We start from the raw sequence: 20712 nt of genomic DNA on the forward strand, positions 1-20712 counted from the left end.
CGCGTGGATACTAAGCCGTCATTGCGAGCAACTGAAAGGAGCGTGGCAATCTCATGAAATAATAACAAACTCCTGAGATTGCTTCGTCAATTACTTTGTAATTTCCTCGCAATGGCGATTCCAATTTATAAATAATTAAGAGATTATGCAAACAGATAATACAAAATCAAACACTAATAAAACAGCTAAGCAAGAGTGGGGGTCTTTTGCTTTTGTAATATGTATCGCTTTACTTATTAGAATACTTATTATGGAGCCGTTTACTGTTCCGACCGGGTCTATGAAAGCAACCATACTTGAGAATGACTATATATTTTCTACGAAATATAGTTATGGTTATAGTAATTATTCTTTATCTTTTTTTGATTTTATTCCTCTTTTTAAAGGGCGAATATTTGCTCGTGAACCGGAGCGTGGCGATATTGTAGTTTTTCGTCCGCCTAACGATATGAGTGTTAGATATATAAAGCGTTTAATAGGACTACCCGGCGATAAAATTCAATTGATTGATGACGTAATATATATTAACGACAAAAAAATAGAACGCACGGAAGTTGGAACTTATATAAGCGAAGAGGGAATAAAATATTTAAAGTTTAAAGAAACACTGCCAAACGGTAGAACATATTTTTCTTATAAGCTTGCTCCTATTTATGGCGTTATATATAATGATAGATACGGTAATACGGATGTTTTTTATGTACCTGAAGGGAAATATTTCTTTTTAGGGGATAATAGAGATCAGTCAAATGATAGTAGAGTAAATCTTGGATTTGTACCGTTTGAAAATTTTATTGCTAAAGCACAATTTATTTGGTTCTCAACAAAAATAACTTGGTGGGATAATGATATAGGCGTTATTAATCTAGTACTAAAGTTAAAGCCATGGATTGAATCTGTTAGGTTAAATCGAATTTTCAGAAATCTTTATAATACGGATGCGTAATGGAATCATTTGAGAAGTTAGAAAAGCTACTTAGCTATAGTTTCAAAAATAAAGAGCTTTTAATAGAGGCATTGAGTCACCCGTCTTTAAGGCAACATCACGAGTACAAGAATGATAAAGATTATGAACGATTAGAATTTCTAGGTGATGCCGTATTAAATTTAGTAATCACAGAAATTTTATTTAGAAATTTTGCAAATTATAATGAGGGGAATTTAGCGAAAATTAGATCATATTTGGTTTGCAAAGAAACAATATGCATGGTTGGAGCTAAACTTACTTTAAAAAATTATATAATTATGACTCATGGCGAAGAAGTAGCAGGCGGGCGTGATAATCTTAATAATATAGAAAATGCCACAGAAGCTTTAATTGCAGCTATATATCTTGATAGCAATATTGAAACAACCCATGATATTATCAAGAAGTTATGGGCAGAATTTATAAAAGTTCAGAATTTAACGGATTATGACCCAAAAACTGCTTTACAAGAATGGGCTCAAGCTAGTGATCATCACCTACCTATATATCGTCTGATAAAAAGAGAAGGAGACCCCCATTCATCGACTTTTACGGTTCTTGTAAAAGTAAAAGATTATGAACAAACAGGTACTGGTCACGCAATAAAAGAAGCAGAGAAAAACGCAGCACGAAGCTTATTGCATAGACTTAAAAATGACTAATAGACATCTTGCCAAACCAGCTTATAGAGAGAAATTTAAAGGAGACACGGAAGCACTTGCCGCTGCAGCGTACACACTAGTACGCGAGGATGCGAGTACTGGATCGATGTCTAAATTACCTCTAGAAGTGAAGTTTGGGAAGATGTCTAATCAGAAAACGGTATCGGTTTGTATAATCGGGCGACCTAATAGCGGAAAATCAACTTTATTAAACAGAATAATTGGTGAGAAACTTTCAATCGTTACCCCAAAAGTTCAAACTACTAGGTCAATTATTACCGGTATTATTACCTTAAAAGATACGCAGGTAATTTTATACGATACGCCCGGTATATTTGAGCCGAAAGGGAGCTTAGAGAAAGCAATGGTAAGATGTGCGTGGTCTAGTTTGCATAGTGCGGATTTAGTTCTGTTAATTATTGATAGTCTAAAGTCGTTTGATGATATAACGTATAATATTTTAGATAAGCTTCGCTCACTTAATATTGTTCCAATATTTTTATTGAACAAAATAGACATCGAATCAAAATATCTAAATGACATTAAAGCTTTTTTAACAGAAAATCATCCTGATAGCTTGCTTTTTCCTATATCTGCTTTATCAGGCAAAAATATTGATGGATTACTTGAATATATAACAAGTAAGGCCAAAATTTCTCCTTGGCTTTATGCGGAAGACGACATCACGGATTTACCTATGCGTTTTATTGCAGCAGAAATTACACGAGAGCAGTTATTTTTAAATTTGCAGCAAGAACTCCCTTATAAATTAACCGTACAAACCGAAAAATGGGAAGAGCTTAAAGACAAATCTGTAAAGATTAATCAAGTTATAGTAGTTTCAAGAGAGAGCTATAAAACTATAATACTCGGTAAAAACGGCTCTAAAATCAAAGAAATAGGAGCCAAATCCCGAATGCAAATGGAGAGTTTTTTTGGATTTCCTGTTCATTTATTTTTATTCGTTAAGGTGCGTGAACTGTGGGAGAATAATCAAGAATTTTATCAGTATATGAAGATATATAGCTGTCACCCTGTGGCTTGACAGGCTTTGTTGGATGGTTTTTGATGTCATTCCCGCGAGAGCGGGAATGACATAAAAGCCATATAATAATGCCAATAAAAATAACATTAAATAATCATGATAATACTTGGGATTGATCCAGCACTTGGGAGTCTTGGATGGGCAGTAGTGGCAAAGGAGACCGCACAGTTGAAATATTTAGCTAGTGGTATTATTAGAACAAATAGTAAGGATGCAATTCATCATAGACTTGCTTTTATTAATAGTACATTAGAAAAAGTAATATTAGAATATCAACCAAATATGGCAGCGATTGAAGAAACATTTGTTAATACTAATAGCGTGACTTCTTTAAAGCTTGGATATGCTAGAGGGGCGATAATGTCGCTGATCGGTAGATATAATTTGGACATGCGAGAGTTTAAGCCAAATACGGTAAAAAAAACTGTAACAGGATATGGGCATGCAGAGAAAGACCAAATTTTGCATATGATAAAGCTTTTGCTGTCTGGCACTTCCTTAATTACCAATTCCGATGAAGCTGACGCCGTAGCGATTGCCTATACCTGCTTAGTTACAAAAAATTATTAAAATGAATCCAATAATAATATTAGTTGTCCCGCAAATGGGTGCGAATATCGGTGCTACTGCAAGAGCAATGAAGAATTTTGGCTTAAATGAGCTTAGAATCGTAGCTCCAAGAGACGGCTGGCCTAATGAGCAAGCACGTAGTAATGCAGTCGGAGCGGTTAATATTATAGATCATGCAAAAATTTTTGATAGCCTAGAGGATAGCATTAAAGACCTCGAATATTTATATGCTACTACTTGTATTAAAAGGGCTATGAATAAAGATTATGTATTTTCGCAAAATTTACCTTTAGATTATCCAAATTCTGAAAAAGTCGGGATAATGTTCGGGCGGGAAAATAATGGGCTTAGCAACGCAGAAATCGCATTTGCTAATAAGATTATCACTATTAATACAACCGAATTTAGCTCATTAAACATTGCTCAAGCGGTTATTATTATATGCTATGAGTTGTTTCGTAATTCTACGCCCAGAGAGGATGTACATAACATTCAAAAATTAGCTACTAAAGAAGAAATAGAGCATTTTTTAGTAAATTTATTCGGCAAACTTGATAAAGCCGGATTCTTCAAGGTTTCCGGCAAAAAACCTGCTATGCAACAAAATATCACTAATATATTTACACGTATAAATAGTCTTTCTTCCCCTGAAGTCCAAACTCTGCAAGGTATTATTAAATCTTTAAATCAATGATATTTAGTAATTTCTTATTCGGTTATATATTTCATCAGCAAGCTTTTTATCATAAGTATTAAGATGTCATATTACGATCAGTCAGCATATAAATCCATAAACTCTCATCATTTATAATACCGGCAAAAAAAGCTTCCTTTATCACTTCTTTAGGATAGTGAAGAACTGTGCCTTTTTGAGAAAAATATTCTTTTAAAAACTTCCAAGCGCGCTCAAAAGTAAATTCATATTTTTGTATAGTGGCATCAATATAAGCCCTATCTTCTGTTGTCGGTTTTAAATAAATATCTTCAAGCATCATAAAAGCTTTACGAAATTTTTCAAGTTTAAGGTTTATTTTTGACATATATAATTTTTTTTCATTTAATATATTTTTATAAAGTTCAGAGCTTATTTTAGTACTTTCAAACCTTACACAATCTATTTTTAAAAGCGTGTCGGCATTCTCTATAATAGACATAACTTCTAGTCATTCTTGATCTGTAATATTAGGGCAGATAATTGCAATATCAATATCGGAACGCTCATCGTTATCCCCTCTAGCACGAGAGCCAAAAAGTCATATTTCGTTGACAAACGGTAAAGATTTTAGCTTATTAATGAATATATATGATTGTATATCTTTATCCATATAATTACCAGCTTTTGATTAAAGATTTAATAATTTCAGCTACTCTTTCTGCTTCATTTAAGGGTTGGTAGCTATATTCTTCTAGAACAATAGCCGACTTATCAAAAATTCTTGCTATCTTCTGTTCTACTAACTGCTTTATAAAAATTTTATGCTTTGAAGAATTAAAGTTTGGTGGGCAGAATATATAAAGAGGCTTGCCGCTTGAAGCTGCTTCACTGCACATTGAGATTGAGTCGGCTGTAGAGATTATATATTTTGCCTTGGAGAACATAGCTATATAAGGATTATAGCCTGCGCCTTCATTCGGGTCATAAATAATTGTGGAGGACGGCATATTATTTTTAATAATTGATTTTACAGTGTGTGGTGTACGTCTACTAAAACTAATGAAAAAAGGTATTTTTTGATTAGTATATATTTTATTTAATAATGAAGCAAATAAAACTGCTTCATCTTCATGGAAATTAAATTTTTTATTATTCCCACCGATTATCACTGCAATAAACTGTTTAAGATTAGGATAATGTTTTGGGAGTTCCAAGTTCGCCGCGGCGAACTTTTCGGTTACATTATTGATAGCTCCGTTGATGGGGATGATGTTTTTAAAGTCGTCATTGCAAGGAAATACGAAGTATTGACGAAGCAATCTAGTAAAAAAGCCCTGAGATTGCTTCAGCCACTTTGTGGCTTCGCAATGACGTTGGTCATGATAAGGCAGAATAACGGTATCAAATGCATTGTAAGGAAGATTAGGCTGCATTATTTGTATTAACTTGATATCTTTAAATTTCTTTTTTAAATAAAATGCTAGTACTGCCGTTCTTCTTCCAGCGGTAATTATCATATCAGGCGGGGACTTATCCAAAAGATACTGCAATAGCTCACTTTTTATATGAATAGGATAATATTTTAGTAAAAAGTTCGGTAGCTTAGCTAAGCAATTATATTCAAGCTTAATTGTTGTATATTCTTCCGTTAATTTTTCAGCAAGTGCAATAGCCTGATGGGTGTTGCCTGTTCTATCATCTGCCAATACGTGTATTTTCATTGTAAATACTTCTCTAAAGGTAATGTTAATAAGTTTGTTAGAGGTAGTGACTGATCGCAAGCCTCGGCTATTTGCGGTGTGATCGGAATTTGAGCGATTAGTGGTATATTATATTTTTGCGATAAATATCCGCCACTATTATTTTTAAGCATATAGCTCATATTTTCAATTATTCCTAAAATAGGTAAATTTAGTTTTTGATATAAATCTATAGAACGTATTACGTCTATTTCTGATATTTTTTGTGTTGTAGTTACGATTATTACGCCGTCTAAATGATAATTTTCTAGTATACTTAAATGAATATCACCTGTCCCCGGCGGCATATCGATAATTAAATAATCTAAATTACCCCATTTTGTTACCGATAATAATTGATAAATAGTCTTACTCGCCATAGGACCACGCCAAATAATTGCCGAGTGGTCTTTAACGAAGAAGCCTATAGACATAATTTCGATGCTTTGAGCAAGTACCGGTATTATTCGTCCATCTTTCGTTTCCGGTACTTCGTTAATGCCGAATATATGCGGAATTGACGGACCGTAAATATCCGCATCTACTATCCCGATTCGGTAATTTGCTAGACTTAATTGCTGAGCGATAAGAGCCGATATTGTAGATTTCCCGACTCCGCCTTTACCTGATGCTACTAAGATAATTTTTTTTACATTTTCTACAAAATGTTTTGGTTTTTGAACTTTTGTCTCCATCGGTTTACTTTCGGTAAAAACAATTGTTATTTTATTTACTTCCGAAATCTCGTTAAGTTTATTAATTGCCTTAAGTCTAATTTCTTCAGCTTCTAACTTGTTTTTACCTGATATATTTATTGAGAAACCGATATTATTACCTTTAATTATAATATCCGATATAACTTCATTTAAAAAAGTACCGTCTTTAAAGGTAATATGCTGAATTTTATCTATAATTTGTCGTTGGTGTAAATTCGCCATAATTAAGTTTCCTTTTTAAAGCTGTTTAAGCTCATAACTTGACGTTATATACTATAATATATATAATTATCTCATCTTTAAAATAATATAAAACAACAAAGCAAATGCTTAATAAAAAATATATCTCAATTTTAAAAAAATCCCCATGGAAAGATTTTGATTCTGATAAAGAAGATAACATATTCACAAGACCGCGTAGAAATCAATTTAATTTTGATCAATTTCAATTCCCGTTTAATTTCAATGCTAAAACAATAATTTTAGCTGTTGTCGCAGTGGTTGCTTTATGGCTCGCTTCTGGTATTTATGAAATAAAAGAAGGCGAAGAAGCAGCGGTAATAAGATTTGGGCGTTTTGTGCGTAAGGGCTATCCCGGGCTTAATTATCATTTACCGGCGCCTTTTGAAAAGATAATAGTTGAGAAAGTTAAACAATCACGTCGGATTGAGATTGGTTATCGTACAAATAGCTCTCTGCGTAGTGGTGGCGATAATACTAAAAATATTGTCGGTGAAAGTATAATGCTCACCGGTGATGAAAATATCGTTGCTTTAAATTGTGACGTAATGTGGCATATTAATAATCTTGAAGATTTTATTTTTAACGTACAAAGACCTGCAGAAACAGTAAAAGCAACAGTCGAGAGTGCCGTTAGGGAAGTCATAGGCAATACTCTTATTTCTTGGGTATTATCCGATCAAAAGCAGGAGATTACTTATAAAATAGAGAAATTAGCACAGAAGATATTGGATAGTTATAATGCCGGCGTTATGATTGAGAAAGTACAATTATTAAAAGCCGAGCCGCCTGCCGAAGTAATAGACGCTTATAGAGACGTGCAAACTTCAAAAGCAGATAAAGAAAAAGAAATAAATCAAGCTCAAGCCTATAATAATAAGATTTTGCCGGAAGCTAGAGGAGCGGCGGCAAAGATTATACAAGAAGCAGAAGGTTATAGAGCAGAAGTTATATCGAAAGCAGAAGGTGATAGCCAAAGATTTAATGCTATTTATAAACAATATGCTACAGGTAGGCAAGTAACTAGAGATAGATTATATTTAGAAGTAGTCGAAGAGATATTAGGCGGTTCAAATAAAACGATTATTAATAATGCACTACTGCCGCACATGGCTATTAAACCATAGGGGTGCGATGTCATTCCCGCTTTCGCGGGAATGACATCGAGCGTGTTTTTCACTCTATACACGAATGACATCTAAACAACAAGGAATATTAAATGCAACAAAAGATTTATTATATAATTTTTACAATTGTTTTTGGGCTGATATTGATTTCTAGCTCCTTATTTTCAGTTGACCAACGCCAATCTGCAGTAGTATTCCAGTTTGGTGAGGCGGTTAGAACTATAGAAAATCCAGGACTGAATATTAAAATCCCGTTTATTCAAAATGTTGAATTTTTTGATAAGCGTCTTTTAGATGTTGAGGTTGAGGCAAAAGAATTAACGGCTGCTGACGGTAAACGAGTTATCGTTGATGCCTACGCCAAATTCCAAATTAATAATCCCGTAATGTTTTATAAAACGGTACATGATTATCAAGGTGTGAAAATTAGGCTGACTCGTAATCTTGAATCGTCAATGCGTAAGGTGATAGGTAAAATCTCGCTAAGTAGCCTTTTAAGTCAGGAACGTAGTAACGTAATGTTAAATATCTTAAATCAAGTGGACGGTGAAGCTAAAAGCTTTGGTATTGATGTTGTAGATGTTAGAATTTTAAGAGCAGACTTACCAAAAGAAAATAGTGCGGCTATTTATCGTCGTATGCAAACGGCACGTGAAAAAGAAGCAACCCAAATTAGAGCGGAAGGACAAGAAGAAAGCGTGCGTATTCGTTCAAAAGCAGATAAAGAAAGTAAAATAATACTTGCTAAAGCTTATCGAGATGCACAAATTATTAAAGGTGACGGCGATGAGAAAGCGGCAAAAATATATAATGCTGCTTATTCAGTCGACCCGGAATTTTATAAATTTTATAGATCACTTTTAGTATATAAAAATTCTTTAAAGAAAGAGGATACTAATTTTGTAATTTCACCTGATGCTGAAGTTTTAAAATATCTAAATCTGACTAAGTAGTATACTAGTCTATCTAATTTTTATTTACTTGGAGTATATGGTTAATCTGAAAATAGTTCTTGTTATAATAGTTTTAATATCAAGTAACTTTGTTCTAGCAAAAGAAAATAGTAAGTCTTTAAAAGTAGCAGCTCAAGAAGAGAATGAATTTATGGAAATAAATTCTGCTCCTTTAAAAGTAAGTGAAGCCGCCCGTTATAGCTTTGCCGATATAGTTGAACCGTTAATTCCTGCAGTCGTTAATATTTCAACAATAGAATATGTTAATAGTAAATCGGAAAATGCTGAGAAAGATCCTCTGCAAGAAAAAGTTAATGGTTTTTTAGAAAAGCTCAATATACCACTGAATTTGGAAGAGGTCGATCAAACTCCGAAAAGTGTCCCGCTTGGTTCAGGATTTATTATTGAACCTAACGGCTTAATAGTGACAAACTATCATGTAATTGCAAATGTTGATAAAATTAATATCAAACTTGCAGATAATACCGAATTATCGGCTAAATTAATAGGTAACGATACTAAAACCGATTTAGCTCTCTTGAAAATAGATAGCGAGGAACCTCTACCTTTTGTTGAGTTCGGAGATTCAAATGATGCAAGAGTAGGAGATTGGGTTATTGCGATTGGTAATCCGTTCGGTAATCTAGGCGGTACGGTAACAAGCGGTATTATTTCTTCTAAAGGGCGGGATATCGATATAGATACGGACAATATAGTCGATAATTTTATTCAAACGGATGCGGCAATTAATAACGGTAATTCCGGTGGTCCTATGTTTAATTTGGACCAGAAAGTAATCGGCGTAAATACGGCAATTTTTTCACCGCTTGGTACTAATATAGGTATCGGTTTTGCAATACCGTCAAATACTGCAAAGCCTATAATCGAACGTCTTAAGAAAGATGGAAAAGTAAGTAGAGGACGCCTTGGAGTAACAATACAAGATTTAACCGAGGAAATTTCTGAAGGGCTAGGACTTAAAAATACTAGGGGGGTGTTAGTAGCTAAAGTACAAAAAGACGGCCCAGGTGATAAAGCAGGCGTTAAAACAGGTGATATAATAATAGAGTTTGCAGATATACCGGTTAAAAATACTAAAAAATTACGTGTAATTATTGCAGATGCTCCTATTGATCAGGAAGTAAAAGTAAAAATACTTCGCGATAAAAAGGAGCTTGAATTACCTATTAAAATTACTTCGGATAATGAAGAGGTTACCAAAGATTCTATAGAAGAGACCAATAAGAAAGAAATAACAAATAAAGAAGAAAATAATTTATCTATTACTAAAAATAATATTACTTTTGGTAATTTGACTGAAGAACTAAGACAAAAATATACTATTCCTCAAGATAAAATAGGAATAGTTATAACCAATATTGATGAAGAAGAAAGTAGCTTCAAAATTGGCGATCTGATAACCAATATTAATCAGGAAAGCATAGACGATATAAGTAAGCTAGAAGAATTATATGAAAATGCTAAAAAATCAGATAAGCAAAATATTTTGCTCCTGATTGAAAGGGGTAGTAGTAATATGTTTGTACCATTGCAGGTTATGTAAGACATAGAATGTAAAAATAATACCTAAATAATTTATGAATGAAAAAATAGCAATTTTAAGTGCATATAGTTTTGTTAATATAGAAGAACCGGCGAATTTGATACCGAAACTTTTGCTTATCGGTAAAAGAAAATATGTTAGGGGTACTATTTTATTAGCTAATGAAGGCTTTAACGGTTCTTTTTCAGGTTCATATGAAAATGTAAAGCTTGTACTTGAAGAATTGATAAAACTGACCGGGCCCAAAGATGTTAACGTTAAAATAAATTATAGTGATGTTCATCCTTTTCAGAAATTGAAAGTCAGACTTAAGAAAGAGATCGTAGCAATGAACGTTGATGATTTAAATATTGATTTGTTTAAAGGCGAATATATAGAGCCGAAAGATTGGGATGAATTTATCACAAAACAAGATGTTATAGTAATAGATACTCGAAATGATTATGAAGTAGAGGTCGGTACATTTAAATCAGCAATTAATCCTAATACCAAAACATTTAAACAATTTCCTGCTTGGGTTCAGCAGAATCAAGACTTGCTCAAAGGTAAGAAAATTGCTATGTTTTGTACAGGTGGTATCAGGTGTGAAAAATCCACCAGCTTACTTAAAAGCATAGGTTATGATGAGGTATATCATTTAAAGGGTGGAATACTGCAATATCTAGAAGATACACAAAACAAGAACAATTTATGGCAAGGTGAATGTTTTGTCTTTGATGATAGGAGAGCAGTGACAGATGATTTATCGCCCGTAGAAAGACATTGGTTACAGAGATAGATGTCGTTGACCGATTGAAGCGTGTAATATGTCATTCCCGCGAAAGCGGGAATCCAGAAAAAAGAGAACTTTTAATTTTAAAAATTCAGTATATGTGTATTTTTTAATTACTAGATTCCTGCTTCCGCGGGAATGACATAACCTTTTTTTATTTGTTAGCAATATATGACTAAAACCAAACAAGAAATTTATAATAAGCGTCCAACTTCGCCGCATTTAACTATATATAAGCTGCAAATAAGTTCTACATTATCAATTTTGCATCGTATGACCGGCGTAGCTTTGTTTTTTGCAGTGTCAATCTTGGCATGGTGGTGGATTCTTAGTAAATATGACAATAATTATTTACAGCTTGTTGAATGCTGCATTATAAAAATATGTTTAGTAGCTGTTAGCTACGCTTGGTTTTATCATTTATGTAACGGCATTCGGCATTTATTTTGGGATATCGGTTACGGTTTTTCTATAAAATTGGTTAATATTACCGGTTGGTGTGTAGTGGTAGGATCTGTATTATTAACGGTATTGTTATGGGTGTAGTAATTAAAAACGTCATTGCGAGGAGATGCGTAGCATCGACTTGGCAATCCTAGAAATAATAACAAATGCCTGAGATTGCTTAGTCAATTGCTATGCAATTTCCTCGCAATGACGAAACGCTAAAACAAATAATAGAGAAAATTAATGGTATATGATTTTAAAGCAGAAATTGTAAAAGCAAAAAATAGCAGTTCTGCTAAAAGCGGTTCTCATCATTGGTTATTGCAAAGAGTAACGGGGATTATATTAGCTTTATGTTCTGTGTGGCTAATATATTTTACGTTAACCAACAAAAATAATGATATAAATATTATTATGTGGGAGCTTAAAAAGCCTTTTAATGTAGTAGCTTTGTTAATTATGGTAGTTATTTCATTGTATCATGCGATGCTTGGTATGCGTGTAGTAATTGAGGATTATATAAGTTGTCACAAATTACGTAATACATTGATTATAATAGTGCAATTATTTTGCATTATGACTATTGTAGCTTTTGTAGTAGCGATGTTTTATAAGGGATAAAAATTGTCATACCGCGGCTTAACCGCAGTATTCAGGAAACAATTTATAGCATTATTGTGTATTGAATTACTGGCCCCTGTGGTCAAGCCATGGGGTGACAGAGGTAGACAATTCACGTATCAAAATAGTAAAAAATTAATTTAATGACCAAAGCGTATAATATCATTCATCATAAATTTGACGTAGTAGTTGTAGGTGCAGGCGGAGCAGGTCTTCGTTCTGCATTCGGTATGGCTAAAGAAGGGCTAAATACCGCTTGTATAACTAAGCTGTTCCCAACCCGTAGTCATACTGTGGCTGCTCAGGGCGGAATTAGTGCGGCTCTTGGGAATATGGGCGAAGATGATTGGCGTTGGCATATGTATGATACGGTAAAAGGTTCTGATTGGTTAGGCGATCAGGATGCCATTGAGTATATGTGCAAAAACGCTACCGATGCGATTTTAGAGCTAGAGCATTACGGCGTACCTTTCTCAAGAACTAAAGAGGGGAAAATTTATCAGCGTCCTTTTGGAGGAATGACAACAGAGTACGGCAAAGGAAAAGCAGCTCAGCGTACATGTGCTGCGGCAGATCGTACGGGGCATGTCATACTTCATACTTTATATCAACAGTCACTAAAACATAAAGTACAGTTTTTCGTTGAGTATTTTGCTATTGATTTATTGATGGAAGATGGTAAATGTAGAGGCGTAGTTGCGTGGAATTTAGATGACGGTAGTCTGCATTGTTTTAGAGCGCATAATGTAGTGCTTGCAACGGGTGGATACGGGCGTGCTTATTTTTCGGCGACGTCTGCTCATACTTGTACGGGTGATGGGGGCGGCATGGCGATTAGAGCTGGTCTTCCACTGCAAGATATGGAATTTGTACAGTTCCATCCGACAGGTATATATTCGGCAGGCTGTCTTATTACCGAGGGGGCAAGAGGCGAAGGGGGATATCTCGTTAATGCAAACGGCGAGCGTTTTATGGAGCGTTATGCTCCTGCTGCAAAGGATTTAGCTTCAAGAGATGTAGTTTCAAGAGCAATGACTATAGAAATCAGAGAGGGGAGAGGAGTCGGCGAGCATAAAGATCATGTATTTTTACATTTAAATCATTTATCGCCTGAGATTTTACATAGTCGTTTGCCTGGTATCTCTGAGACGGCTAAAATTTTTGCCGGTGTTGACGTGACTAAGGAGCCGATACCGGTACTTCCTACGGTACATTATAATATGGGTGGGATACCGACGAATTATCACGGTCAAGTCATAATCAAAGACGGTAAAAATCATAATAGCGTAGTAAAAGGGCTTATGGCAATCGGTGAAGCGGCTTGCGTATCAGTACACGGTGCTAACCGATTAGGATCAAATTCTTTGCTTGATTTAGTAGTATTTGGTAGAAGTTCTGCATTAAAAGCAGCCGAGCTTATTAAGCCTGCGAGTCCCCACAAGTCTATAAAAGAAGAAAGCCTTGAAAAAATTATAAATAGATTTGATAAAGTCCGCCACGCTAACGGTAATATTTTAGTTGCAGAGTTAAGGCTTAAAATGCAAAGAACTATGCAAAGCCATGCTTCGGTATTTAGAACTCAAGAGGTACTAGATGAAGGAGCAGGAATGATTAGTGAAATAAGAAGCGGCTATAAAGATATAAAAATTAACGATAAATCTTTAATTTGGAATAGCGATTTAGTGGAAGCCTTAGAGCTAGATAATCTACTTGATCAAGCTTTAGTAACGGTATATTCGGCAGCTGCAAGAAAAGAAAGCAGAGGAGCTCATGCACGTGAAGATTATCCTGATCGTAATGATGGGGATTGGATGAAGCATACTCTTAGCTCTATCGATGAAGCAGGTAAAGTAGTTCTTGATTATAAACCTGTGACTTTAACTACTTTAACCGATGAAGTAACAGCAGTCCCGCCGGCGAAGAGAGTGTACTGATTAATGTTCTTATGTCATTCCTGCGCAAGCAAGCAGGAATCTAGAAACCTTTAATGTCATCCCGCGATTTAATCGCGGGATCCAAAAATGCTTATTTTTTTAGATATCGCGGTCAAACCGTGGTATGACAATAAAAAAATATATATAAAATATGTTTGAGTATTTAATAAAATTCTATCCAAAAATCTTTTTTATTGTAGAGGGAACTTTGGTAACTTTAAAATATAGCGTTATTGCCGTTATATTCGGTTTAGTAATAGGGATGCTGTTCGCTATTTGTAAGGTAAATAAAAATCGTGCTTTAAGGCTTTTTGCGAATTTCTATACTTCTATTTTCAGAGGAACGCCTTTATTAATTCAATTAAGTATTATTTATTTTGCTTCACCTTATATTATAGGCATTAAATTTAGTGTGTTTATGGCGGGAGCTATTTCTTTTTCTCTTAATTCAGGAGCATATGTTTCCGAAGTAATCAGGGCAGGGATTAATGCAGTTGATAAAGGGCAGTTTGAAGCGGCTGAAGCTCTTGCTATTCCAAAGTTTTTAATAACGAAAGATATAATTCTGCCGCAAGCAGTTAGAAATATTTTCCCGTCATTAGTAAATGAGCTTGTAAATTTGATTAAGGAATCAGCCATTATTTCTATGCTTGGAGAAATGGATTTAATGCGTAGAGCACAAGTTGTATCAATTGAAACATATAATTATTTTTTTCCAATGCTTATTGCTGCGTGCTGTTACTATATTTTAGTGATGTTAATCAGCTTTATAGCAAAAATCATTGAGAAAAAAATGATTGTTAATTAAAACATACTTGCTTTTATGGAAAAAGTAATTATAATTTAAATTTAGTGTAACTTACAAATTCTTATAATTTGTATTTAGAAATGATTGAAAATAAAGGGTGGAAGTATTGTCCACCCTTTAATTATCGTATATATAAGTTTTTTTTGGAGTATTTTTTTTAATGCCGACATATAATCAATTAGTACGTTTTGGGAGAAAGTCAAAAACTCGTAAGACCAAATCTCCTGCCTTAGAATCTAATCCTTTTAAAAGCGGTGTTTGCCTAGTTGTAAAAACCGTTACCCCTAAAAAGCCTAACTCTGCACTTCGTAAGATTGCAACGGTGCGTTTAAGTAATAAAAGAACCGTAAATGCATATATTCCTGGTGAAAAGCATAGTGTAAAGGAACATGATAGGGTGTTAGTAAGAGGCGGTCAGGTTCCTGATCTTCCGGGGGTGAAATATCATATCGTACTCGGTGCTTATGATATTGCCGGAGTTAAAGGACGTAAGCAAGGTCGGTCACGTTATGGTGCTCCTCGTAAACAAGTTGCAGTTACAAAAAAATAAATTATTAGTTAGAGAGAAAAAATAAAATGTCACGTCGTCATGCCGCGGAAAAGCGAGTAATTTTACCTGATATGAAATATAACAGTATTTTACTGTCAAGATTTATCAATAATGTTATGAAAGAAGGGAAGAAAGCCCTTGCAGAGAAAATTGTTTATTCAGCCTTTAATAAAATTGAAAAGAAGCATAGAGTTGATCCATATCAAACCTTTAATAATGCTATGCATAACGTGAAGCCGCATTTAGAAGTAACTTCGGTTAGGGTTGGAGGAGCTAATTATCAAGTCCCGACGCATGTTGATGAAAGAAGAGGATATGCCCTTGCTAGCCGTTGGATTATTAATGCTGCGTCAAAACGTTCTGAAAAAATGATGATTGATAAACTTGCCGAAGAGCTGTTTGAAGCTTCTAATAATAGAGGCGTTGCCATTAAGAAGAAAGAAGATACTCATAAAATGGCCGAAGCTAATAAAGCTTTCTCTCATTTTAGCCCTAAAAAAATGAAATAAGGTAGGGTAATGAGTAAAATAAATAAACTTGAGCATATTCGTAATATCGGTATATGTGCTCACATTGATGCCGGTAAAACCACAACTACCGAACGTATTTTATATTATACCGGTAAATCGCATAAAATGGGTGAAGTTCATGAGGGTGGTGCTACCATGGATTGGATGGAACAAGAACAAGAGCGTGGTATAACCATTACCTCAGCTGCTACTACTTGTAGATGGCAAGATAAAATAATTAATATTATCGATACTCCTGGACACGTTGACTTTACTATTGAAGTAGAGCGTTCGCTTCGTGTTCTTGACGGTGCGGTTGCAGTATTTGATGGTGTAGCAGGTGTTGAACCGCAGTCAGAAACAGTTTGGAGGCAAGCAGATAAATATAATGTTCCTAGAATGTGTTTTGTCAATAAAATGGACAGAATGGGAGCAGATTTTTATAGATGTGTTGAAATGCTCAAAGATCGTTTAGGAGCAAAACCGCTTGTTATTCAGTTGCCTGTAGGGATTGAAGAAAATTTTAAAGGTATAATTGATCTTGTTAAAATGAAAGCAGTGATTTGGAAAGATGAAGCACTTGGAGCTGAGTATTTTGAAGAAGATATACCTGCCGATATGAAAGATGAAGCTGAAGAATATCGTGTTAAATTACTTGATATGGTTGTTGAGTTAGATGATCATGTTATGGAAAAATATTTATCAGGTGAAGAAGTAACAGCAGAAGAGATTAAAAGATTAATCAGAAAAGGTACTATTTCAGCAGCATTTTATCCGGTTTTATGCGGTAGCGCTTTTAAAAATAAAGGGGTACAGCCTTTACTTGATGCCGTAGTAGATTTCCTACCTTCGCCTATTGATATAGGTATAGTAAAAGGTATGGAAGTAAGTACCGGTGAAGAAAAAGATTTCCCTATTTCGGTAACTGAGCCTTTTGCAGCTTTAGCATTTAAAATTATGAATGACCCGTTTGTCGGTTCATTAACTTTTATTAGAATATATTCAGGTAAAATTACTTCAGGAACAACTGTTATTAATACCGTAAAGAATAAAAGAGAAAAAATCGGTAGAATGCTATTAATGCATGCTAATAATCGTGAAGATGTAAAAGAAGCATCAGCAGGTGATATAGTAGCTTTAGCAGGTCTTAAAGATACTACCACAGGTGATACGTTATCCGATATTGATCAGCAAGTAATCTTAGAAAGAATGGAATTTCCAGAGCCAGTAATTGAGCTTGCGGTAGAACCTAAATCAACAGCTGATCAAGAAAAAATGGGCCTTGCACTTTCTCGTTTAGCAGCTGAAGATCCATCATTTAGAGTGTCAACTGATTATGAAACAGGACAAACAGTGATAAAAGGAATGGGAGAACTCCATTTAGAAATTATCATTGATCGTATGAGAAGAGAGTTTAAGGTCGAAGCAAATATTGGAGCTCCTCAAGTAGCATATCGTGAAACTATAACAAAAGCTTGTGAAATCGATTATACCCATAAGAAACAATCCGGCGGTGCAGGACAATTTGCTCGTGTAAAAATTATTTTTGAGCCTCTAAAAGAGGTAAAAGATCTAAAAGATGAAGATAAAAATAAAAATTTTGTCTTTGAAAGTAAAATCATCGGCGGTGCCGTGCCTAAAGAATATATACCAGGTGTTGAAAAAGGATTAAATAATATTAGAGAAACCGGTGTTGTCGCCGGTTATCCTATGATTGATTTTAAAGCAACTTTAGTTGACGGTGCGTTTCATGATGTAGATTCTAGTGTACTTGCGTTTGAAATTGCTGCGAAGGCAGCATTTAGAGAAGGGATGCCAAAAGGTAATCCTAAATTACTTGAGCCGATTATGCAAGTTGAAGTTATCACTCCTGATGAATATATGGGTGATATTATAGGTGATTTAAATAGTCGTAGAGGACAAATTCAAAGCATGGATCCAAGAGGGAATGCTCAAGTAGTTACTGCGAATGTTCCTTTAGCGGAAATGTTTGGTTATGTTAATACGCTTAGGTCTTTATCTCAAGGTAGAGCTCAGTTTAGTATGATATTCTCTCATTATGATCAAGTGCCGAGTCAAGTAGCTGATATTATTAAAGCTAAAAAATAATTTAGGGGTGAGATGTTACGTCTTACAGAAATAAATGTTGTTTTGCTGTGGCAGCTTATAAATTATAAATACTGTTTATTATAGTAATTTTTGAATAATAACAAATTTTTTTAATAAATTTTATTGATTTTTTATTAAAAATATGATAGGAGTGTAGCTCAATTGGTAGAGCGCCGGTCTCCAAAACCGGAGGTTGCGGGTTCGATACCTGTCGCTCCTGCCATTATAGGCTTAGAGCTTTTTTGCTATAAAATATAGAATTTGTACAAAATTTGCTTATAGAGAGAAATTTGAAAGAAATACTTCACCTCGAATCGCAGCGTACATACTAGTATGTGAGAATTCCAGTGCTGGATCATTGTCTCAATTGCCTCTAGAAGTAGAATTTTGTAAGAAGTCTAATAAATTACCTAACAAAAATATGTTTAAAGAATATAAACTTTATAAGTTTTGTGAACAAGTTAAACAAGAAACTTATAAGGTAGTTTGGCCAACTAGAAAAGAGCTTGTTGCTTCAACATTAGTAGTGGTAGTAGCAGTTTTTATTTTTAGCCTAATTTGTTTGGTACTTGATTATAGTATACATAACATAATGCAGCTTTTGCTTAATATCGGCAAATAGTATAAGGAATAAATGGTGACAGAACAGAGTATAGATAATATATTGCCGTCTTCTGACAAAAATGTAAAGCAGTGGTATGTAGTACATACGGCATCAGGAGCAGAGAAACGCATTAAAGAAGATATGCTTAGAAAAATCGCTAAACAGAAAATGACGGATTTTTTTGAAGATATATTAATACCTGTTTTTGGAGTTTCTGAAGTTAAACGCGGTAAAAATGTCAAGGTAGAAAAAAAACTAATGCCGAGTTATATCTTGATAAAGATGAATATGACTGATAAATCTTGGCATTTAGTAAAAAATATATCTGGAGTAACCGGCTTTTTAGGAAGCAAAACCACGCCAAAAGCTCTTGCAGAAAGTGAAATACAAAATATTTTTAATAATTTGGAAGCAGAAGCTAAAGAAGCAAAGAATTCTAAATTGTATGAAGTTGGTGAAATAGTGACTGTTATAGACGGTCCTTTTGAAACTTTCATGGGTACAGTAGAAGAAATAGATCAAGAAAAAAATAGGTTAAAAGTTTCAGTTGCAATATTTGGTAAAGCAACTCCAATAGAACTAAATTTTAATCAAGTAAAGAAAAATGATTAAAAGTTGGACTAAATACGGTTTATTAATTACTTAAGCTGTATTGTACGAATATTCAGGATGTCATTGTTGTGGGATAATGCGTCGTCATTGCAAGCAGTCGTAGGCTGCGTGGCAATCTAGAAGAAATAATAAAAAACTTCTGATTTATAGAATTTTTTTCTTCCTTGTTTTGTCAAAACTTACAGCTTTTCCTCGCAATGATGGGAAACAAGATTCATGCAATTGTTACAAAGTAATGTTAATTTAAGAGAAAAATAAGGATATTTATAAATGTCTAAGAAAGCAATAAAAGGTTATATTAACTTGATAATTCCGGCTGCCGGAGCCACTCCTGCACCTCCTATAGGACCGGCCCTAGGACAAAGAAAAGTTAATATTGCAGCATTTTGTAAAGATTTTAATGATGCTACGCAAGGTATGGAAAAAGGAATACCTCTGCCAACCGTAATTACCGTTTATGAAGATAGTAGTTTTTCTTTTAAAATAAAAACTCCTCCTGCTTCTTACTTTTTAAAGAAGTATGCTAAAATTACTAAAGGTTCTAGTGCTACTAAAAAAGAAGCCGTAGTAGGTAAAGTTACTATGGATGATTGTCGTGAAATTGCAAAGTTAAAAATGCCTGATTTAAATACAAAAAATATTAAAGCAGCAACAAAAGTTATTTGTGGTAGTGCTGCATCTATGGGACTTGAAGTAGTAGGGAATTAATTATTATGTCAAATAAGAAAGATGTTGCTGTAAAAATTAGCGGCGGTAAAAAGATAAGAGAAGCTAGAGAAAAAGTAAAATCAGATATTTTATATAATTTAACAAATGCAGTTGAACGATTAAAATCAGCATCATATGTTAAATTTGACCCAACCTTAGAAATAGTTATGAAGCTTGGAATTGATCCTAGGCGTTCCGATCAAATGGTACGTGGTGTAGTTAATTTACCTGCCGGTACAGGCAAAACCATAAGAGTTGCCGTTATTTGTAAAGAAGAAAGAGAAGAAGAAGCTAAAAGTGCCGGAGCAGATTTAGTAGGTTCAACAAATATTATTGATGAAATTAAAGCAGGGAAAATTAATTTTGATGTATGTATAGCTACTCCCGATATGATGGCAGCTATAGGTTCAGTTGCAAGAATTTTAGGACCAAAAGGTTTAATGCCTAACCCTAAACTTGGTACCGTAACTTTAGATATTAAAAATGCTATTAAAAATGCTAAAAGCGGTCAGGTAGAATATAGAGCAGAGAAAGCAGGTATAATTCATGCAGGGCTTGGAAAATTATCTTTTTCAGACCAAGATTTATTAAAAAATTTAAATGCGTTTATTGAGGCAGTAATTAAAGTAAAACCTCCCGGATTAAAAGGAAGTTATTTAAAAGCAATGTATTTATCTTCTACTATGGGAGCATCGGTACAAATAGATTTAACTAGTATAGCATAATTTTTATAGTCGTTTAACGGTAGTATAGTAATAATAAAAAAATTTTGTTATTTTAAGCATTTGTATCAGTTTAAA

Annotated in this window: 23 protein-coding genes, 1 tRNA gene and 1 pseudogene; 21 read left to right on the forward strand and 4 right to left on the reverse strand. The window is 34.2% G+C overall.

Annotation, left to right across the window (positions count from 1 at the left end; translation table 11 throughout):
- Nucleotides 1–145: 145 nt before the first annotated feature.
- The 5 genes from lepB to ACPKKV_RS02230 all read left to right on the forward strand — a co-directional run bounded on the left by lepB (nt 146) and on the right by ACPKKV_RS02230 (nt 3938).
- Nucleotides 146–946 (forward strand): signal peptidase I, encoded by an 801-nt coding sequence (gene lepB / locus ACPKKV_RS02210; RefSeq protein ID WP_392505983.1) that lies wholly within the window; start codon nt 146–148, stop codon nt 944–946.
- The gene (gene rnc, locus ACPKKV_RS02215) at nt 946–1629 is read left to right on the forward strand and encodes a ribonuclease III (protein ID WP_392505984.1); all 684 of its coding nucleotides are present in this window, start codon (nt 946–948) and stop codon (nt 1627–1629) included. Before lepB ends, rnc begins: the two co-directional genes overlap by 1 nt.
- Nucleotides 1622–2674, forward strand: coding sequence for a GTPase Era (gene era / locus ACPKKV_RS02220; RefSeq protein ID WP_392505985.1), 1053 nt, complete (start codon nt 1622–1624; stop codon nt 2672–2674). The genes rnc and era overlap by 8 nt, the downstream gene beginning before the upstream one ends.
- Before the next feature lie 96 nt (nt 2675–2770).
- Nucleotides 2771–3244, forward strand: a complete 474-nt coding sequence (gene ruvC / locus ACPKKV_RS02225) for a crossover junction endodeoxyribonuclease RuvC (protein WP_392505986.1) — start codon at nt 2771–2773, stop codon at nt 3242–3244.
- A gap of 1 nt (nt 3245) precedes the next feature.
- A complete protein-coding gene (locus tag ACPKKV_RS02230) occupies nt 3246–3938 on the forward strand; it encodes an RNA methyltransferase (RefSeq protein WP_392505987.1) in 693 nt (230 codons plus the stop codon).
- Between the two features lie 58 nt (nt 3939–3996).
- Here ACPKKV_RS02230 and ACPKKV_RS02235 read toward each other — a convergent pair whose 3' ends face one another.
- The 4 genes and pseudogenes from ACPKKV_RS02235 to ACPKKV_RS02250 all read right to left on the reverse strand — a co-directional run bounded on the left by ACPKKV_RS02235 (nt 3997) and on the right by ACPKKV_RS02250 (nt 6576).
- Nucleotides 3997–4398, reverse strand: a complete 402-nt coding sequence (locus ACPKKV_RS02235; protein WP_392505989.1) for an HI0074 family nucleotidyltransferase substrate-binding subunit — start codon at nt 4396–4398, stop codon at nt 3997–3999.
- Between the two features lie 9 nt (nt 4399–4407).
- Nucleotides 4408–4464 (reverse strand): annotated as a pseudogene (locus ACPKKV_RS02240) (nucleotidyltransferase domain-containing protein); the annotation flags it as partial.
- A 109-nt stretch (nt 4465–4573) separates the two neighbouring features.
- Nucleotides 4574–5620 carry a mitochondrial fission ELM1 family protein gene (locus ACPKKV_RS02245; protein WP_392505990.1) on the reverse strand — a complete coding sequence of 349 codons (1047 nt, stop codon included), beginning with the start codon at nt 5618–5620 and terminating at the stop codon, nt 4574–4576.
- Nucleotides 5617–6576 (reverse strand): Mrp/NBP35 family ATP-binding protein, encoded by a 960-nt coding sequence (locus ACPKKV_RS02250; protein ID WP_392505991.1) that lies wholly within the window; start codon nt 6574–6576, stop codon nt 5617–5619. Before ACPKKV_RS02250 ends, ACPKKV_RS02245 begins: the two co-directional genes overlap by 4 nt.
- Before the next feature lie 104 nt (nt 6577–6680).
- Between ACPKKV_RS02250 and hflK the strand changes: the two genes are divergently transcribed.
- The 16 genes from hflK (at nt 6681) to rplA (ending at nt 20637) form a co-directional block, all read left to right on the forward strand.
- The gene (hflK, locus tag ACPKKV_RS02255) at nt 6681–7721 is read left to right on the forward strand and encodes an FtsH protease activity modulator HflK (RefSeq protein WP_392505992.1); all 1041 of its coding nucleotides are present in this window, start codon (nt 6681–6683) and stop codon (nt 7719–7721) included.
- A gap of 92 nt (nt 7722–7813) precedes the next feature.
- Entirely contained in the window at nt 7814–8674 is an 861-nt protein-coding gene (hflC, locus tag ACPKKV_RS02260; protein ID WP_392505993.1) for a protease modulator HflC, read from the forward strand.
- 37 nt (nt 8675–8711) lie between these two features.
- A complete protein-coding gene (locus ACPKKV_RS02265) occupies nt 8712–10238 on the forward strand; it encodes a Do family serine endopeptidase (RefSeq protein WP_392505995.1) in 1527 nt (508 codons plus the stop codon).
- A gap of 34 nt (nt 10239–10272) precedes the next feature.
- Nucleotides 10273–11016, forward strand: a complete 744-nt coding sequence (locus ACPKKV_RS02270; protein WP_392505996.1) for an oxygen-dependent tRNA uridine(34) hydroxylase TrhO — start codon at nt 10273–10275, stop codon at nt 11014–11016.
- 165 nt (nt 11017–11181) lie between these two features.
- Nucleotides 11182–11556, forward strand: coding sequence for a succinate dehydrogenase, cytochrome b556 subunit (gene sdhC / locus ACPKKV_RS02275; RefSeq protein ID WP_392505997.1), 375 nt, complete (start codon nt 11182–11184; stop codon nt 11554–11556).
- 144 nt (nt 11557–11700) lie between these two features.
- Nucleotides 11701–12078: a succinate dehydrogenase, hydrophobic membrane anchor protein gene (gene sdhD, locus ACPKKV_RS02280; RefSeq protein ID WP_392505998.1), complete on the forward strand. Its 378-nt coding sequence runs from the start codon at nt 11701–11703 to the stop codon at nt 12076–12078.
- A gap of 143 nt (nt 12079–12221) precedes the next feature.
- On the forward strand, nt 12222–14012 hold the full coding sequence (sdhA, locus tag ACPKKV_RS02285; protein WP_392506000.1) for a succinate dehydrogenase flavoprotein subunit: 1791 nt from the start codon (nt 12222–12224) through the stop codon (nt 14010–14012).
- Nucleotides 14013–14163: 151 nt separating this feature from the next.
- Nucleotides 14164–14820, forward strand: a complete 657-nt coding sequence (locus ACPKKV_RS02290; RefSeq protein WP_392506001.1) for an amino acid ABC transporter permease — start codon at nt 14164–14166, stop codon at nt 14818–14820.
- Between the two features lie 160 nt (nt 14821–14980).
- Complete coding sequence (rpsL, locus tag ACPKKV_RS02295) at nt 14981–15370, forward strand: 30S ribosomal protein S12 (RefSeq protein ID WP_004996647.1); 390 nt, start codon at nt 14981–14983, stop codon at nt 15368–15370.
- Nucleotides 15371–15396: 26 nt separating this feature from the next.
- Complete coding sequence (rpsG, locus tag ACPKKV_RS02300) at nt 15397–15879, forward strand: 30S ribosomal protein S7 (protein ID WP_392506002.1); 483 nt, start codon at nt 15397–15399, stop codon at nt 15877–15879.
- A 9-nt stretch (nt 15880–15888) separates the two neighbouring features.
- On the forward strand, nt 15889–17988 hold the full coding sequence (gene fusA, locus ACPKKV_RS02305; protein WP_392506003.1) for an elongation factor G: 2100 nt from the start codon (nt 15889–15891) through the stop codon (nt 17986–17988).
- Nucleotides 17989–18135: 147 nt separating this feature from the next.
- Nucleotides 18136–18211: transfer RNA gene (locus tag ACPKKV_RS02310), tRNA-Trp, on the forward strand.
- Nucleotides 18212–18409: 198 nt separating this feature from the next.
- Nucleotides 18410–18610 carry a preprotein translocase subunit SecE gene (gene secE, locus ACPKKV_RS02315; RefSeq protein ID WP_392506920.1) on the forward strand — a complete coding sequence of 67 codons (201 nt, stop codon included), beginning with the start codon at nt 18410–18412 and terminating at the stop codon, nt 18608–18610.
- A gap of 15 nt (nt 18611–18625) precedes the next feature.
- A complete protein-coding gene (gene nusG, locus ACPKKV_RS02320) occupies nt 18626–19204 on the forward strand; it encodes a transcription termination/antitermination protein NusG (protein WP_392506921.1) in 579 nt (192 codons plus the stop codon).
- Nucleotides 19205–19474: 270 nt separating this feature from the next.
- Entirely contained in the window at nt 19475–19912 is a 438-nt protein-coding gene (gene rplK, locus ACPKKV_RS02325; RefSeq protein WP_392506004.1) for a 50S ribosomal protein L11, read from the forward strand.
- A gap of 5 nt (nt 19913–19917) precedes the next feature.
- Nucleotides 19918–20637 (forward strand): 50S ribosomal protein L1, encoded by a 720-nt coding sequence (rplA, locus tag ACPKKV_RS02330; RefSeq protein WP_392506005.1) that lies wholly within the window; start codon nt 19918–19920, stop codon nt 20635–20637.
- Nucleotides 20638–20712 lie beyond the last annotated feature (75 nt).

Source organism: Rickettsia finnyi, assembly GCF_049668125.1.
Taxonomy (GTDB): domain Bacteria; phylum Pseudomonadota; class Alphaproteobacteria; order Rickettsiales; family Rickettsiaceae; genus Rickettsia; species Rickettsia kotlanii.